This window comes from Amycolatopsis sp. NBRC 101858, from assembly GCF_030269325.1.
In the GTDB taxonomy this organism is placed as follows: domain Bacteria; phylum Actinomycetota; class Actinomycetes; order Mycobacteriales; family Pseudonocardiaceae; genus Amycolatopsis; species Amycolatopsis ponsaeliensis.
Genome location: NZ_BSTD01000007.1, coordinates 226,742 through 242,306 on the forward strand (window position 1 = coordinate 226,742; position 15,565 = coordinate 242,306).

Annotated in this window: 17 protein-coding genes, 1 tRNA gene and 2 pseudogenes; 15 read left to right on the plus strand and 5 right to left on the minus strand. The window is 72.3% G+C overall.

Annotation, left to right across the window (positions count from 1 at the left end; all coding sequences use genetic code 11):
- Positions 1-18: 18 nt before the first annotated feature.
- The 3 genes from selB to QSK39_RS44550 form a co-directional block, all read right to left on the minus strand.
- Positions 19-1,737 carry a selenocysteine-specific translation elongation factor gene (gene selB / locus QSK39_RS44540; RefSeq protein WP_285483854.1) on the minus strand — a complete coding sequence of 573 codons (1,719 nt, stop codon included), beginning with the start codon at positions 1,735-1,737 and terminating at the stop codon, positions 19-21.
- Positions 1,728-3,011 carry an L-seryl-tRNA(Sec) selenium transferase gene (gene selA / locus QSK39_RS44545; protein WP_285483855.1) on the minus strand — a complete coding sequence of 428 codons (1,284 nt, stop codon included), beginning with the start codon at positions 3,009-3,011 and terminating at the stop codon, positions 1,728-1,730. Before selA ends, selB begins: the two co-directional genes overlap by 10 nt.
- Positions 3,011-3,105 (minus strand) — tRNA-Sec (locus QSK39_RS44550). The genes selA and QSK39_RS44550 overlap by 1 nt, the downstream gene beginning before the upstream one ends.
- A 54-nt stretch (positions 3,106-3,159) precedes the next feature.
- On the opposite strand from QSK39_RS44550, the gene selD reads away from it, so the two are divergent.
- The 13 genes from selD (at position 3,160) to QSK39_RS44615 (ending at position 13,729) form a co-directional block, all read left to right on the plus strand.
- Positions 3,160-4,152 (plus strand): selenide, water dikinase SelD, encoded by a 993-nt coding sequence (selD, locus tag QSK39_RS44555; protein WP_285484350.1) that lies wholly within the window; start codon positions 3,160-3,162, stop codon positions 4,150-4,152.
- 83 nt (positions 4,153-4,235) lie between these two features.
- Positions 4,236-5,552 carry a cation:proton antiporter gene (locus tag QSK39_RS44560; protein WP_285483856.1) on the plus strand — a complete coding sequence of 439 codons (1,317 nt, stop codon included), beginning with the start codon at positions 4,236-4,238 and terminating at the stop codon, positions 5,550-5,552.
- 41 nt (positions 5,553-5,593) lie between these two features.
- Positions 5,594-6,052: a Na+/H+ antiporter subunit E gene (locus QSK39_RS44565; protein ID WP_285483857.1), complete on the plus strand. Its 459-nt coding sequence runs from the start codon at positions 5,594-5,596 to the stop codon at positions 6,050-6,052.
- Positions 6,049-6,300: a monovalent cation/H+ antiporter complex subunit F gene (locus QSK39_RS44570; protein WP_285483858.1), complete on the plus strand. Its 252-nt coding sequence runs from the start codon at positions 6,049-6,051 to the stop codon at positions 6,298-6,300. Before QSK39_RS44565 ends, QSK39_RS44570 begins: the two co-directional genes overlap by 4 nt.
- Positions 6,297-6,596: a cation:proton antiporter gene (locus QSK39_RS44575; RefSeq protein WP_285483859.1), complete on the plus strand. Its 300-nt coding sequence runs from the start codon at positions 6,297-6,299 to the stop codon at positions 6,594-6,596. The genes QSK39_RS44570 and QSK39_RS44575 overlap by 4 nt, the downstream gene beginning before the upstream one ends.
- Positions 6,593-6,829, plus strand: a complete 237-nt coding sequence (locus QSK39_RS44580) for a Na(+)/H(+) antiporter subunit B (RefSeq protein WP_285483860.1) — start codon at positions 6,593-6,595, stop codon at positions 6,827-6,829. The genes QSK39_RS44575 and QSK39_RS44580 overlap by 4 nt, the downstream gene beginning before the upstream one ends.
- Complete coding sequence (locus tag QSK39_RS44585) at positions 6,826-7,551, plus strand: MnhB domain-containing protein (protein WP_285483861.1); 726 nt, start codon at positions 6,826-6,828, stop codon at positions 7,549-7,551. The genes QSK39_RS44580 and QSK39_RS44585 overlap by 4 nt, the downstream gene beginning before the upstream one ends.
- Positions 7,548-7,901 carry an NADH-quinone oxidoreductase subunit K gene (locus tag QSK39_RS44590; RefSeq protein WP_285483862.1) on the plus strand — a complete coding sequence of 118 codons (354 nt, stop codon included), beginning with the start codon at positions 7,548-7,550 and terminating at the stop codon, positions 7,899-7,901. The genes QSK39_RS44585 and QSK39_RS44590 overlap by 4 nt, the downstream gene beginning before the upstream one ends.
- A 3-nt stretch (positions 7,902-7,904) precedes the next feature.
- Positions 7,905-9,686, plus strand: a complete 1,782-nt coding sequence (locus QSK39_RS44595) for a complex I subunit 5 family protein (RefSeq protein WP_285483863.1) — start codon at positions 7,905-7,907, stop codon at positions 9,684-9,686.
- A gap of 39 nt (positions 9,687-9,725) precedes the next feature.
- Positions 9,726-9,902, plus strand: a complete 177-nt coding sequence (locus QSK39_RS44600; RefSeq protein WP_285483864.1) for a hypothetical protein — start codon at positions 9,726-9,728, stop codon at positions 9,900-9,902.
- Between the two features lie 70 nt (positions 9,903-9,972).
- The gene (locus QSK39_RS44605; RefSeq protein WP_285483865.1) at positions 9,973-10,410 is read left to right on the plus strand and encodes a PPOX class F420-dependent oxidoreductase; all 438 of its coding nucleotides are present in this window, start codon (positions 9,973-9,975) and stop codon (positions 10,408-10,410) included.
- Positions 10,410-12,692, plus strand: coding sequence for a phosphoketolase family protein (locus QSK39_RS44610; RefSeq protein ID WP_285483866.1), 2,283 nt, complete (start codon positions 10,410-10,412; stop codon positions 12,690-12,692). The genes QSK39_RS44605 and QSK39_RS44610 overlap by 1 nt, the downstream gene beginning before the upstream one ends.
- Complete coding sequence (locus QSK39_RS44615; RefSeq protein ID WP_502873371.1) at positions 12,689-13,729, plus strand: acetate/propionate family kinase; 1,041 nt, start codon at positions 12,689-12,691, stop codon at positions 13,727-13,729. The genes QSK39_RS44610 and QSK39_RS44615 overlap by 4 nt, the downstream gene beginning before the upstream one ends.
- A gap of 20 nt (positions 13,730-13,749) precedes the next feature.
- On the opposite strand, the gene QSK39_RS44620 is transcribed toward QSK39_RS44615, so the two are convergent.
- Positions 13,750-13,947, minus strand: a complete 198-nt coding sequence (locus QSK39_RS44620) for a DUF2795 domain-containing protein (protein ID WP_285483868.1) — start codon at positions 13,945-13,947, stop codon at positions 13,750-13,752.
- Between the two features lie 273 nt (positions 13,948-14,220).
- On the opposite strand from QSK39_RS44620, the pseudogene QSK39_RS44625 reads away from it, so the two are divergent.
- Together QSK39_RS44625 and QSK39_RS44630 are read left to right on the plus strand one after the other, a co-directional pair.
- Positions 14,221-14,418: pseudogene (locus QSK39_RS44625) on the plus strand (helix-turn-helix domain-containing protein); the annotation flags it as partial.
- Positions 14,376-14,534 (plus strand): annotated as a pseudogene (locus tag QSK39_RS44630) (integrase core domain-containing protein); the annotation flags it as partial. The pseudogenes QSK39_RS44625 and QSK39_RS44630, both read left to right, overlap by 43 nt.
- Positions 14,535-14,569: 35 nt before the next feature.
- Here QSK39_RS44630 and QSK39_RS44635 read toward each other — a convergent pair.
- Positions 14,570-15,535, minus strand: a complete 966-nt coding sequence (locus QSK39_RS44635; RefSeq protein ID WP_285483869.1) for a TIGR03557 family F420-dependent LLM class oxidoreductase — start codon at positions 15,533-15,535, stop codon at positions 14,570-14,572.
- Positions 15,536-15,565: the final 30 nt, after the last annotated feature.

The window sequence follows — 15,565 nt, forward strand, 5'->3', positions numbered from 1 at the left end:
ACGGTAGCTCTTGGAGGGTCAGTGCGCGATGCGGCGCGTGCCGTCGCCGAGCGGTTCGGTCAGCCCGGCCGCGTCGAGTGCTTCAAGGAGCGGGATCATCACCCGGCGCGTGCTGCCCAGGGCCTGCCGGGCTTCGGAGACTGTGAACGTCTTTCTCAGCTCGGCCAGCGCTTTCACGGCGCGTTCGCGTGCGTCCGGGCCCAGCACGACTCCGTCGGCGATCGCACTCAAGCGCCCCAGGCGGACGGCGGCGGCGAGTTCCCGTCTGCCCAAGCCCAGTGCGCGGAGTTCGTCCGCTTCGGGTGCGCGGAACGGCTGCTCGGCGAACCGCTCGGCGAGCACGGCGACCGCGTGCTCGACCTCGGCGGTCAGTCCCGCACCGGGCTTTCGGACGAGCCCCCCGTCCGAGACCAGCCCTCCGCTCAGGATCGCGGCGACGAGGTCCGCGGCCGGGAGGTCCAACCATTGTCGCAGGGTCTCCACGGGCATTCCGGCTGCCACCGGGTGCTCTCGCGACCACTCGGCCATGACGGTGGGGACTTGGCTTCGCAGCTCGGCGAGGTGGGCCGGGTCGGCGTGCCAGTCGCCGAGGCGTTCGCCCACCTCAGGGAGTCCGAGCGCGTGGAAGTCGTCGTGGTGCAGGAAACCCTCGCGGCGCAGGAGATCCCAGCCCGGTTCCGGGGTGGTCAGTTCCTCGCCGCGGGCCCGCGCGGCGCCGCGGCGGGCCAAGGACGGTGGCCGGACGTCGAGGACGTCGAACCCGGCCGGGATGCGGTGCTCGCCCGGGTCGCGCAGCAGGCCGCGGTCGCCCACCCGCAGCGGCAACGGCGTCGCGAGCAGCAGCCGCGCGGTATCCGGCCCCAGCGGACGGACCCGGACAGGCACGGCGGCGGAACCCACGTGCAGCACGAGGTGGCGGTGCAGCTCGGTCGCGCCGCGCAGCCGGACGTCGAGCTCGGACGTCGTGCGCCACGCGCCGGGCGTCAGCAGGGCGTCACCACGCTCGGCCGCGTCCCGGGCGATGCCTCGCAGGTTGACCGCGACCCGGGCCACGGCGGACACGCTCTCGTGCGGCTCGCCGAGGGCCTGCAGCCCGCGGACCTGGACGCGAATGTCGCCGAGGACCAGCTCGTCGCCGACGCGGAGGCTTCCGGCGCCGAGCGTCCCGGTGACCACCGTGCCCGCGCCCTTGATCGTGAACACGCGGTCGATCCAGAGCCGCACGTCCGCGGCCGGGTCCGGCGCGGGCAGACGACCAGCCAGCTCGGCCAGGTGAGCACGCACTTCGTCGAGCCCGGTCGTGCTGCCGGTGCTCACCGCGGGCACCTCGCCGAGCGAGGTCGCGGCGATCTCGGCCAGGGCCGCGGCGGTGGCGGCCGCGGGGTCCGCGCGGTCGGCCTTGGTGACGACCAGCAGGCCGTGCTCGACGCCGAACGCGTCCAGCGCGGCCAGGTGCTCCGCGGACTGCGGCATCCAGCCCTCGTCGGCCGCGACGACGAACAGCGCGGCCGGCACCGGCCCGATCCCGGCCAGCATGTTCGGCACGAACCGTTGGTGGCCCGGGACGTCCACGAAGGCAATTTCCTCGCCGCCGAGGCGGGTCCAGGCGAAGCCGAGGTCGAGGGTGAGGCCGCGCCGGCGTTCCTCGGCCCACCGGTCCGGTTCCATGCCGGTGAGCCGGCGGATCAGCGTGGACTTCCCGTGGTCGACGTGCCCGGCCGTGGCGATCACCCGCATCGGCGGACTGCCTCCCGCAGCGTCGCGTCGTCGGCCGGGCGGACCGTCCGCAGGTCGAGCAGGCATCGGTCGCGCACGATCCGGCCGACGACCGGGGGCTCGCCGAGCCGCAACGCCGTCGCGTACCGGGCTGGCAGGGCGACGGCCGCGCTCGGCAGGTCGACGCCGGGAGCGCCGCCACCGCCGACGACCGCGGTGGACGTCACGGCCTCGGCGTCGATTCCGGCGGACCGCAACGACGTCGCCAGCGCTTCCGCCCGGGTCCGGAGTTCGCCGAGGGCGGCGCCGAGGGCGGCGCGCACCGGTGGTTCCGGCCCGCGGAGGGTGGCTTCGAGCGCGGCCAGCGTCAGCTTGTCGACCCGCAGAGCCCGGGCCGCGGGATGGCGCCGCAGCCGTTCGATGACGTCGGCGTCGCCGAACAGCAGCCCGGCCTGCGGGCCGCCGAGCAGCTTGTCCCCGCTCGCCGTCACGACGGTCGCGCCGTCGGCCAGCGCGGTCGTGACGTCCGGTTCGTCCGGCAGCAGCGGGTGCGGCGTGAGCAGGCCGGAGCCGACGTCGGCGACCACCGGCACGCCGAGCCCGGCCAGCTCGGCCATCGGCGCCTCCGCGGTGAAGCCGGTGACGCGGTAGTTCGACGGGTGGACTTTCAGGACAAACCCGGTGTCCGGGCCGAGGGCCGCCGCGTAGTCGCGCACCGAGGTCCGGTTGGTGGTGCCGACTTCGCGCAGCCGGGCGCCGGTCGAGGCGAGCAGGTCGGGGATGCGGAAGCCGTCGCCGATTTCGACCAGCTCACCTCGGCCGACGATGATTTCCTTGCCCTGCGCCAAAGTCAGCGCGCACAGCAGCAGGGCGGCGGCGTTGTTGTTGACCACGTGCGCCGCGCCCGGGACCGCGTCCGCCAGCGCGGCCAAAGCGCCACGGCCGCGTTTCGCGCGCTCCCCGGTTTCGAGGTCGAACTCGACGTCGGTGGTGCCGCCCGCAGCGACCACGGCGTCCAGCGCGGCCGGTGACAGGGGTGCCCGGCCGAGGTTGGTGTGGACGATGACGCCGGTCGCGTTGAGCACCGGCCGCAGCGACGACACGGTCACCGGCAGCCGGGCCAGCACGTCGTCGACGACCTCGCCGGGCTCGATCTCGCCGGCGCGCGCTCGCTGCTGGGCGGCCACGACCAGCGCCTTCACCAGGTCACGGCCGAGCGTCTCGGCGGCCTTCGCGATGCGTGGTTCGGCGAGGACGGTGTCGGTGCGGGGGATCGCCCGCCGCGGGTCAGCCATGGCGGAGGCGGACGGGAATCGAACCCGCCAGCGGCAGGACCTGCCGCTCAACGGTTTTGAAGACCGCGCCGGCCACCAGGCCGGGTACGCCTCCTTGCACCATGCCGTCATCCTGCCAAGGCCGCGTAGCCTGCGCATCATGGACCTCATGAGCGTCCGGCTGACCCAGTACGCCCACGGCGGCGGCTGCGCGTGCAAGATCCCGCCCGGCGAGCTGGAGGACGTCGTCCGCGGCCTCACCGGCACCACGCCCGCCAACCCTGCGGGCGAGCTGCTGGTCGGCCTGGACGACGGTGACGACGCAGCCGCGGTCCGGATCGCCGGCGGCGTCGCGCTGATCCTGACCACGGACTTCTTCACCCCGGTCGTCGACGACCCGTACGACTGGGGCCGGATCGCCGCGGTGAACGCGCTATCCGACGTCTACGCGATGGGCGGCACGCCCGTGGTCGCGGTGAACCTGCTCGGCTGGCCGCGCGACGTCCTGCCGTTCGAGCTGGCCGCCGAGGTGCTGCGCGGCGGCCTGGACGTCTGCGGCAAGGCGAGCTGCCACCTCGCGGGCGGGCACAGCGTCGACGACCCCGAACCCAAGTACGGCCTGGCCGTCACCGGCACCGCGGACCCGGACCGGTTGCTGCGCAACGACGCCGGCCGCGCGGGTGTCCCGCTGACGCTGACCAAGCCGCTCGGGATCGGCGTGCTGAACTCGCGCCACAAAGCCACCGGCGAACGGTTCGAGCAGGCGATCGCCACAATGACCACGCTGAATCTCGAGGCATCGCAGGCCGCACTCGCCGCCGGGGTCACGTGCGCGACCGACGTCACCGGCTTTGGGCTGCTGGGCCACTTGCACAAGCTGGCCCGCGCCAGTGGCGTCACCGCCCGGATCGACCCGGCCGCCGTGCCCTACCTCGACGGCGCCCGCGAAGCCCTCCGCGACGGGTACGTCAGTGGCGGGACGCGACGCAACCTCGACTGGGTGCGCCCGCACGCCGACCTGTCCCGGATCTCCGAGGACGAGGCGCTGATGCTCGCGGACGCCCAGACGTCGGGCGGCCTCCTCATCGCCGGCGAGGTCCCCGGCCATCCGGTGATCGGCGAGCTGGTCGCCCGCGGCGAGCACACCATCGTCGCAGGCTGAGCGGCACACCGGAGTTTGCGCTCCGGTCCGCCGGGTATCCCGCGAGCCGGTGTCCGCGCGAGATCAGCAGGTGTCCGGTGTCGATGTTGACAGTCCTCTTCGGTGTCGCCGGGCTGCTCGCGCTGGCCGCGGCGGTCCTGCCGAAACTGGTCGCCGAGCGGCCGTTCTCGACCCCGCTGGTCATGCTGATCGCCGGCGTCGGGCTCGGCCTGCTGCCCCTGCCGGCGCCCTACGGCAATGGCTGGGCCGACCCCACCGCCCACCTGACGAGCGTCGAATCGTTCGCCCAGCTGGGCATCCTCGTCTCCCTCGCCGGGGCCGGGCTGTCGGTCGACCGCCCGTTCGGGCTGCGCCGCTGGGCGTCGGCTTGGCGGCTGCTCGGCATCACGATGCCGGTGATGATCGCCGTCGTCGCCCTGCTCGGCTGGTGGTGGCTGGCCCTGACCCCAGCCGTCGCGATCCTGCTGGGCGCGGTGCTGGCCCCGACCGACCCGGTGCTCGCCGGCGAGGTCGGCGTCCCCTCGCCCGACGCGCACCCGGAACAGGCGCGCGACAACGAGATCCGCTCCACCCTCACAATCGAAGCCGGCCTGAACGACGGCCTCACCATGCCCTTCGTGCTGCTGGCACTGGCACTCGCCGGGCAGCGGCCGGAGCTGGACGTCCGGTGGGTCCTCGTGGCCCTGCTGCTGCCGGTGGCCATCGGGGTCCTGGTCGGGCTGGGCGCCGGACGGCTGCTCGGGTGGGCGATGTTCCGCACGTCGTCGTCCCGGTTCCGGCTGGCCGACTACGCCGACGGCCTCGTGCTGGTCGCCCTGGCGTTCCTCCCGTACGCGGTCGCGGAACTCGTGCACGGCAACGGGTTCGTGGCCGTGTTCGTCGCCGCCGTCGCGGTGCGCACCGAAGAGCGGTCCCACGACTACCACGAGGTGCTGCACTCCTTCGGCCGCCAGCTGGAACGGCTGTTCGTCGCGATCGCCCTGCTCGGTCTCGGCCTGGCCCTCGGTGACGGGCTGCTGCGCGGCTTCTCCGTCGTCGAGCTGCTGGTGGCGGGGGTCGCGGTGCTGGTCATCCGGCCGGTGGTGGGCTGGCTGTCGCTGCTCGGCTCCTCGGCTGGGCCGCACGCCTCGGGCGCGATCGCGTTCTTCGGCGTGCGCGGGATCGGGACGATCTTCTACCTCGCCTACGCCCTCGACCGCTTCCCCGTGCCCGGGCAGGACGTGCTCTGGCGGGTCGGTGCCCTCGCCGTCGCCCTGTCGGTCTTGGTCCACGGCGTGCTCGCCGAGCCCGCGATCCGCCGGATCGAAGCCCTCGGCGGCCACCTGCCGACCAGCGGCGACCCCGGCGGGCTGACCGAGGTACGTCGTGACCGGGCGGCCCGGGAGCCCGGCGCCGATTGACGCCGTCGAGGAACGGGTAGCACCCGAGCCGGAGGTGGCGGATGCGGGCGACAGCCGAGATCGTGGTGTGGTGGCTCGCGCTGACCGGGCTGTGGGTGCTCACCCTGGCCACGCCGTCGGCGCCCGAACTGGTCGCGGCCGCGGTGGCTGCCGTTCCCTGCGCCTCCGCGGCGTACTTCGCGCGCCGGGCCATGCGCGGGTCCTGGCGGCCTCAGGCTGCCTGGCTGAAGTGGTGGGTTTCGGTGCCCGTGGCAGCTGTCCGGGAGACCGCTGCCGCGCTCGTCACCGTCTTCCGGCACCCGTCGGCCGGCACCTTCGACGAGGTCACCGTCACGGACGAACCGGAGCCGGAGCACGAAGCCCGGCTCGCCGTCGCCACCGTCGTTGTCGGCTGCACGCCCGGCACGATGGTCGTCACGAGCCCGCCGGACGAAAACCGGCTCCTCGTGCACCGGCTGCTCCCGGGCCGGTCCGGGACGCTCGATCGGGTGACGCGATGACGTGGCTGCTGCTCGCCGCCGTGCTGCTCATGGCGGGCGGGCTCGGGCCCGCGTTGTGGCTGGCGTCCCGCGGCGGCGCCGTCGAACGCCTGGCCGGGATGCAGCTCGCGGGCGCCGTCACCGTGCTGACGCTGCTGTTGCTCGTGCAGGCCTACGGCCCGTCGAGCGCGATCATCCTGCCGTTGACGCTGACCGTGCTCGCCTTCGCCGGCACGCTCGTCTTCGCCCGGCTGCTGGGGACGCGATGACGCTAGTCGCACAGATCCTCGTGTTCGCCGGGGTCGCCGTCGTCCTCGTGTCGGCCGCCGGGATGCTGCGGGCGCGGGACCTGCTGACCCGGCTGCACCTCCTTTCGCCGGTGACGACGCTCGGCGCGCCGCTGATCGGCGCCGGGCTGGTGCTCGTGAACGGCGTGCACCTCGGTTCGGGCGCGATCGTCGTCACGGTCGTCCTGCTCGCCCTCACCGGCCCGATCCTGCAGACCGCCACCGCGCGGTTGGAGGCGCGCCGCCGCGGCGAGATCGACGAGGAGTTCCCGGCATGACGACCGCCGTGCTGCTCGTCGCGCTCGCCCTGGTCGCCGTGTCCGGGTTCGCCGTCGTCGCGACGCACGACCCGAAGCGGCAGGCGATCACCCTCTCGGTGTTCTCGTTCTGCCTGACCGTGCTGCTTGTCGTGTTCCAGGCCCCGGATGTCGCGCTGTCCGAACTCGCGGTCGGCGCGGCCGTCGTCCCGCTGCTCGTGCTGCTGACGCTGCGGAAGGTCGGCAAGCGATGAGGACCCGCGACGTCGTCGGCGGGATCGGGCTGGCCGGGGTCGCCGCGCTGTTCGTGGCGGCATTCACGCGCATGCCGGCGGTCGGTGCGGCCGCACACGTCTACCGGGATCTCGTGCTGCCGCAAGGTTTCCAGCGCGTCACGCCGAACCTGGTGTCGTCGGTCAACTTCGACCTGCGCGCGTTCGACACCCTCGGCGAGGAGACGATCGTCGCTGCCGCGGTCGTCGGGACGCTCGCGCTGCTGCAGCCGCCGAAGTCCCGGGCCCGGCCGAAGCCGGACGACAGCGGATACGTCCTGCCCGCCGTGAAGCTGGCCGGCTACCTGCTGCTGCCGGTTACCGTGCTGCTCGGGCTCGACATCGTGGTCCACGGCCACCTCACGCCCGGCGGCGGCTTCCAGGGCGGCGTCGTCCTCGCGACCGGCTGGCACCTGCTCTACCTCTCCGGCAGCTACCGGGCGCTGGCGCGGCTGCGCCCGCTGGACTGGTGCGAGTACGCCGAAGCGGCCGCGACCGGCCTGTACGTCGTCACCGGGCTGGTGGGGCTGGCCGTCGGCGGCTCGTTCCTGGCGAACGTGCTGCCGCTGGGCGAGTTCGGCTCGCTGCTCTCGGCCGGGATCGTGCCGGTGCTGAGCGTGCTGGTCGGCATCGAGGTCGCGGCCGGGCTCGTCGTGCTGCTGTCGCGGTTCTTCGTGCACGGGCTCGAGGAGGACTCGACATGACCGGCATCGTCTCGATCGCCTGTTACGGCGTCGCCGCCTGGCTGCTGCTGCTCGGCTGCGCCGGGATCATGCGCAGCCGCCACCTCGTGCACACCGTCGTCTCGCTGTCGGTCGCCCAGTCCGGCACCTACGTCCTGCTGCTGGCCATCGGCTACCAGGACCAGGCCGGCACGCCGATCGTGACGCCCGGACAGGCCCAGCCGGTCGTCGACCCGATGGTGCAGGCCATGACGCTCACCGACATCGTCGTCTCGGCGACGATCACCGCGCTGCTGCTCGCGCTGACGCTGCAGATCTCGCGCCGGCACGGCACCGTCGACCCGGACGAACTCCGCGCGCTGCGCGGCTGACCCATGACGATCCTGCCCGCCCTCGCCGTCGCCGTGCCGCTGCTGGTCGCATGCCTGCTGCTCGGGCTCGGCCGGACGCTCCCCCGCGCGGTCGTCGACGTCACCGCCACCGCGACGGCCGCCGCGGTCTGCGTGCTGTGCGTGGTCCTGCTGGCCACCGCCCGGCACGAGCGGGTCGTCGGCTGGCTCGGCGGGCAACGGCCGGACGGCACGCGCTCGGTGGGCATCGTCCTCGTCGCGGACGGGCTGAACACGGCGTTCGCGGTCCTGGCGTCGTTCCTGATGGTCTGCGCGCTGCTCTACAGCTGGCGCTACTTCAAGGCCGTCGAGGCCCGCTACCACGCGATGATGCTGCTGTTCCTGACCGGCATGCTCGGGTTCCTGTTCACCGGCGACCTGTTCACGCTGTTCGTGTTCTTCGAGCTGATGAGCGGCGTCGCCTATGCCCTGACCGGGTACCGGATCGAAGAGGCCGACTCGGTGCAGGGCGCGTTCAACTTCGGCGTGGTGAACTCCCTCGGCGCGTACTTCACGCTGATGGGCATCGGCCTGCTCTACGCCCGGGGCGGGCAGCTCGGGCTGGCTCAGCTCGGCGTCGCGCTCGATGGCCGCCCGGCGGACGCGGTGGTCGTCGCGGCCTTTGTGCTCGTCTGCACCGGGCTGCTGGTGAAGGCGGCGGCCGTGCCGTTCCACTTCTGGCTGGCCGACGCCCACGCCGTCGCGCCGACGCCGGTGTGTGTGCTGTTCTCCGGCGTCATGGTCGAACTCGGGCTCTACGGGGTGCTGCGCGTCCGGACGACCGTGTTCGGCGGCGTGTTCGACGACGCCACCGTGAGCCGGGTCTTCCTGGTGGCCGGGCTCGCGAGCGCCGTGCTCGGTGCTGTTCTGTGCTTCACGCAGCGGCATATCAAACGTTTGCTGGCCTATTCGACGATCGCCCACATCGGGCTGTTCCTCTGCGGGCTGGCCGTCTCGGGCGGCGAGGCGACGACGGCGTTCCTGCTCTCGGTGCTGGGGCACGCGGGCGCCAAGGGTGCGCTGTTCCTGCTGGCGGGCGTGCTGATGGACCGTTACGGCAGCGTCGACGAGGACGAGCTGTTCGGCCGCGCGACGCACTCCCGACCGGAGGCGGTGCTGTTCCTGATTGCGGCGGCCGCGCTGGCCGGGCTCCCACCATTCGGGCTCGCGCTGGGCAAGGACGCGGCCGAGCACGCGGGACCGGGTTGGCTCGCGGTGGTTTTCGTGGTGATGTCCGCGGTGACGGCGGCGGCTGCGCTGCGGGCCGGGTTGCGTGTCTACTTCGGACTCGGTCGCCCGCCGGTGGAGGAGTCGGCGGACACGACCGCCGGCACCGACGAGGAACCCGAGACCGAGACGTCGATCCGGCGGACCCCGTTGCCGATGCTCGCGGCGATTGCCGTGCTGCTCGGGTCCGCGCTCGCCGTCGGCGTCTTCCCGTGGCTGCGGGACGTGGCGGCGTCGGCCGGCGCGCAGGCCGCGGACCGGGTGGGCTACCTGCACGACGTCCTGCCGACGCTGCCGGCGTCACGCGCGGCGGCGGAGGCCACGCCGACGTGGACCGGGTCCGGCCTGCTGACCGCGGCGGCGACGGCGGTGCTGACCGCGGGACTGGCGGCCACCGCGCTGTGGTCACGCCGTCGGGTGCCGAAGCCGGTGCACGACGCCCTGGCCGTGCTGCACCGCGCGCACTCCGGTCAGGTCGGGGACTACGTCGCGTGGCTGCTCGCCGGGGTCGCCCTCCTCGCCGGGCTGGTCTGGCTCTGACGGCGGATTCGCGCACGGCCGGAACGGGTACCGGAAACCATGACCGAGCCCAACGAACAGCCCGAAATCGCACGACCCGCTACGCCGGATCCCGGCCGCACCGGTCGTGACGCGCTCTACGACCCCGGTGAAGGCGAGCCGGCCGAGAACGTGGAGGACGCCGAGGGCGCTGGGCAGCAGGTCATCGCCGAGCAGCGCGAACGCGGCAGGGACTGACCCCGTTTGCCGATCGATCATCCGGGCTACCCGAGATGTCGAAACGCGCGTCCGATCGGAAGGAGATGCCGTGCCTGCCCGCACTTCAGACGGCCCGAAGCTGATGCCCGAAACCGAGGAGCTGGCCACCGGCAAGAACTTCGCCGCGGTCACCACGGTGCTGCCCAGCGGCGCGCTGCAGACCCAGATGATCTGGGTGCACGTCGAAGACGGCGAGATCGTGCTCAACACCGAGACCCACCGGGCCAAGTGCCACAACGTCGCCCGCGACCCGCGGATCACCGTGCTCATCCGCGACGAGCAGGACCCCTACCGCTACGCCGAGGTCCGCGGCACGGTGACCGGCGTCGAGACCGGGGAACGCGCCCGCCGCCAGGTCGACGAACTCGCCCAGAAGTACACCGGCGAGGACTACCCGCCGGACGCGATCAAGTCCGAACGCGTCATCCTGCGGGTGACCCCGGAGCGGCAGACCTTCATCGACCAGAGCAAGGGCGTCGCGGACTGATGACCGACACGCTCCGCCGGTACCGCCGCGCGTGCGACTACCTGGCCGCGGCGATGATCCACCTCAAGGACAACGTCCTGCTGACCGAACCGCTGCGGTCCGAGCACCTCAAGCCGCGCCCGCTCGGCCACTGGGGCACCTGCCCCGGGCTGACCCTGATCTACGCCGGGCTGAATCGGCTGGTCGCCGACACCGGACAGCGCACACTGCTCGTCACCGGGCCGGGTCACGGCGCCCCGGCGATCCACGCCAACCTCTGGCTCGAGGGCACCCACGCCGAATACGACCCACAGCTGGCCCTCGACGGCCACGGCCTCGCCGAGCTCGTCCGCCGGTTCTCCTGGCCCGGCGGCTTCCCCAGCCACCTCTCCCCCGAAGTCCCCGGCGTCATCCACGAAGGCGGCGAACTCGGCTACGCCCTCGCCACCGCCTTCGGCGCGGCGTTCGACGACCCCGGACTGCTGGTCGCCTGTGTGGTCGGCGACGGCGAGGCCGAGACCGGCCCGACCGCGGCGTCCTGGCACAGCCCCAAGTTCACCGGCCCGGGTGACGGGCGGGTGCTGCCGATCCTGCACGTCAACGGCTACAAGATCGCGTCACCGACCCTCTACGAAACGATGTCGGACGACGAGCTCACCGCCTACTTCACCGGCTGTGGCTGGACCCCGCTGATCGTCGACGTCCGCGGCACCGACGACCCCGACGCCCCGCTCGCCGAGGCCCTCGCCCGGGCGCACGGCCAGGACACCGGCCCGCCGCCGATGATCGTCCTGCGCAGCACGAAGGGCATGGGCGTGCCAGCCACCTCGCCAGACGGCACGCCGCTGGAAGGCACGTTCCACGCTCACCAGGTCCCGCTGCCGGGCGCTGCCGACGACCCGGACCAGCTCGCCGAGCTGGAGCGGTGGCTGCGGTCCTACCGGCCCGAGGAGCTGTTCGACGCCGACGGCGTCCCCGCCGAGGACCTGCTCACCGTGCCGCCGGAACCGTCGCTGCGACTCGGGCGCGTCCCGCAGGCCAACGGCGGCATGCTCCGGCAGGATCTCCCGCTGCCGGACCTGGGGAAGTTCGCCGTCGAGGTGAGCGGGCCCGGCGCGGCGCAGGAAAGCCCGACGGAAGTCCTCGGCGGCTGGCTGGCCGAGCTGGTGCGGCAGGCACCGGAGACGTTCCGCGTCGTCTGCCCCGACGAGCTGGAGTCCAACAAACTCGGCGCGCTGCTCGAGGTCACCGACCGGCAGTTCGACCGGGACGTCCCCGGCTACACCGAGCACCTCGGCCGCCGGGGCCGGGTCCTGGAGGTGCTGTCCGAACACCTCTGCCAGGGCTGGCTGCAGGGCTACCTGCTCACCGGACGCCACGGCCTCTTCCCGTGCTACGAAGCCTTCGTGTCCATTGTGGACAGTATGGTGAACCAGTACGCCAAGTTCCTCAAGATGTCCGGCGAAGTGCCCTGGCGGGCGCCGGTGGCGAGCCTGAACTACCTGCTCACCAGCGACGGCTGGCGCCAGGAGCACAACGGCTACAGCCACCAGGGCCCCGGCTTCATCAACCAGATGCTCACCAAGAAGGCCGACACCGCACGGATCTACTTCCCGCCGGACGCCAACACCCTGCTGGAAACCATGCACCGCTGCCTGTCCTCGACCGGCCTGATCAACGTCGTCGTCGCCGGCAAGCAGAGCGGTCCGGTGTGGCTGTCCCCCGAGGAGGCCCGCGCCCACTGCCGCGCCGGCGCCGCCGTCTGGCCGTGGGCCGGCCACGAGGGCGAGGCCGACGTCGTGCTCGCGTGCGCCGGGACCACGCCGACCCTGGAGACGCTCGCCGCGGCGCAGCTGCTGGTCGACGCGGCTCCCGACCTGCGGGTGCGGGTGGTGAACGTCGTCGACCTGCTCTCGCTGTGCCCGGCCGACCGGCACCCCAACGGCCTGTCCGACGAGGCGTTCGCCGACTGCTTCGGCGACGACGTACCGGTGATCTTCGCGTTCCACGGCTACCCGTCCGCCGTGCACGAGGTGCTGCACGGCCGTCGCGACACGCAGCGCTTCCACGTGCACCGCTACCTCGAGGAAGGGACCACGACCACACCGTTCGCCCTGCTGGCCAGCAACCGGATGACCCGCCACGACCTCGCCGCCGACGCCGTCGGCCGCGCCCGCGGCTGGTCGTCGGCCGGCGGCGATCTGGCCCGCGACTTCCAACACCGCCGCGACGAGCTGCTCGACGTGGCCTACCGCGACGGCGAAGATGCCGCCGAGATCACCAGCTGGCGGTGGGCGCGATGAAGGTCCTGACGGTCAACCCGGGGTCGGGCAGTCTGCGGCTGCACGTGGTGGACGGCAACGACGCGACCGAAGTGGACGACGTCGAGTCCGTTGTGGACACGTACGGCACAGTCGACGTGGTCGCGCACCGGCTCGTGCACGGTGGCCCGGACCTCGTCGAGCCCACCGTAGTCACCCCGGCGGTACGCGAAGCGATCGCGGCCGCCCGGTCGCTTGCCCCGGAGCACGTGCCGAAGACCGAAAAGCTGCTGGACCAGCTCACCAAGCTGCTACCGGACGCGACGCACGTCGTCTGCCCGGACACTGCATTCCATCGGACGATCCCGGCCGTGGCCCACACGTACCCGCTGCCGGCGCGCTGGCGGACCCAGTGGAACCTGCGCCGCTACGGCTTCCACGGCTGGTCCTTCAGCTGGGCGACTCGGCGAGCGGCGCAACTCCTGGACCGCCCCACCGCCGAGCTGAACCTGCTGGTGGCGCACCTGTCCGGCGGCTGCTCGGTCTGCGCGGTCTCCCGCGGACGCAGCGTCGACACCTCCATGGGCTTCACACCCCTGGAAGGCACGATGATGACCAAACGGTCCGGCACGGTGGACCCGGGCATGCTGCTGTGGCTGCTGCGGGAAGGCAAACTGTCCGTCGACGAGCTGGAAGACGGGCTCTACCACCACTCCGGCCTGCTGGGCCTGTCCGGCACGTCCGACGACACCCGCGACCTGGTCCGCGACGGCGACGTCAAAACCCGGTTCGCGCTGGCGGTGTTCGAGCACCGGGTCCGCCGGGAGCTGGCGGCGGTCGCGGCGAGCCTCGACCGGATCGACGCGCTGGTGTTCACCGGCGACATCGGCTGGGACCAGCCCGAGGTCGCCGAAGCCGTGGCCGGCGGTCTCGGCGTGCTGGGCATCAGCGGCGGCCTGTCCCGCACGCGGGAGCAGGACGCCCTGATCAGCGCGCCGGACGCGGCAGTCCCGGTGCTGGCTCTCCAGTCACGGGAGGAGCTGGAACTGGCGCGAGCCGCGGGTGACGTGGCCCGCTGAGCCCAGCGGCGGCCGGGTCCTCAGGACATTTCCCTGGGGTCGACGTCGTCGCCGAGCAGCCGATGCACCGCGTCGGCGTTCTCATACCGCTGCTCGGGCAGCTTGCCGAGGTGACCGAGGACGTCCTCACCGGCCCCGTGCGCGGTCGCACTGCGCAGCAGTTCTCCCCGTTCGCACGGGTACTCGACCTCGGAGAGATACTCGCGGACGTCGGGCATCGGGCGGCTCCCTTCTCGGTGATCTTTTGTTCCCCGCATACCCCCGTTCAGCACGGATTACCCGCCCCTTTGCCCGGTCGAACCGTCGGCCATGCTGTCCTCCTCCGGCTCGCCGTCCATCACTTCGCGAGACGCGCAGACAAACGGCAGCTAACTGTATTGACCACGGAGGTTGGGTACGGGGCGACACGTGATCGGATGATCTTGGTGTGAGGGAGGACCTCCGGGTTCGGTGTGGATTGCGACATCTGCACCGGCGACCTGGAGGCCCTCGTGACCCACGTTAACGCACCCCTCACTCCGACCGGGAGACTGCGCCTGGCCCGGTGCGTCGTCGAGGAGGGCTGGCCGTTGCGGCGGGCGGCGGACCGGTTCCAGGTCTCGGTCACTACCGCCGCGCGGTGGGCCCTCCGCTACCGCGACCACTCGACGAGTGGGCCTACGCCCAGCCCTACACCTGCGAGACCGAGCGCCGCGAAGTGTTACCGGGCTGGTTGCACACCTACAATCACCATCGCGGCCACACCGCACTCGCTGGCAAACCTCCCGCCAGCCGCGTCCCCAACCTCACGGGGCAATACAGCTAACGGAGGCCGCTGCTTCGAGTCGTCTCGCCTCGCGATCAACGGAACTCGGGCAGCACATACTCCCGCCAGCCCCGGAAGAATCCTTCGTGATCGGCACCGACCTGCTGCACGTAGATCTCGTCGACACCGGCATCGACGTACTGACGCACCCGTTCCGCATGCGCCTTCGGGTCGTCGCCGCACACGATCGCCTTTTCGACGTCCTCGCGCGGAACGAACGTCGTCGCGGCCTCGAAATCCTCCGGACGCGGCAGGATCTGCGCCAGCTGGCCGGGCAGCGCGTCGTTCGGCCACAGCCGGTGCGCCTGGTCGATGGCGGCTTCGGCGTCGGCGTCCCAGCAGACCTTCATCCCGGCCTGCACCGGCTTCCCATCACCACCCGCTTCGCGGAAAGCACGCACGAGATCGGCGTCGGCCGCGACCGTGCAGTAGCCGTCGCCGATCCGCCCGGCCAGCTCGGTGGCCTGCGGCCCAAACCCGGACACGTAGATCGGCACCGGCTCGGCCGGCATCGTGTAGATCCGCGCGTCCTGCACCTCGTAGTGCTTCCCGTGGTGGCTGACCGCTTCGCCGCGCAACCCCGCCGCGTGCAGCTTGCGGATCACGTCGACGGCTTCCTCCAGCATCTCCAGCCGCTGACCCGCCGAGGGCCACGCGTCCCCGAGGACGTGCTCGTTCAGGGCTTCTCCGGAGCCCACCCCCAGCACGAACCGGCCGTCCAGCTGCACGGCGGCGGTGGCCGCGGCCTGCGCCAGCACGGCCGGGTGAATCCGGACGGTCGGGCACGTCACCGCCGTCGTGATCGGCAACGACACAGCCTCCGACAACGCGCCGATCACCGACCACACGAACGGGCTCTGGCCCTGCGCGTCGTTCCAGGGGTGGAAGTGGTCCGAGATCCACAGCCGCTCGAAGCCCGCGCGTTCCGCCGCCCGGGCCTGGGCAACGAGTTCACGAGGACCGTACTGCTCACAGGACAGGAAGTAACCGATCGACGTCATGGCCGCCGGATACCACCTTCGCGCGGCCGA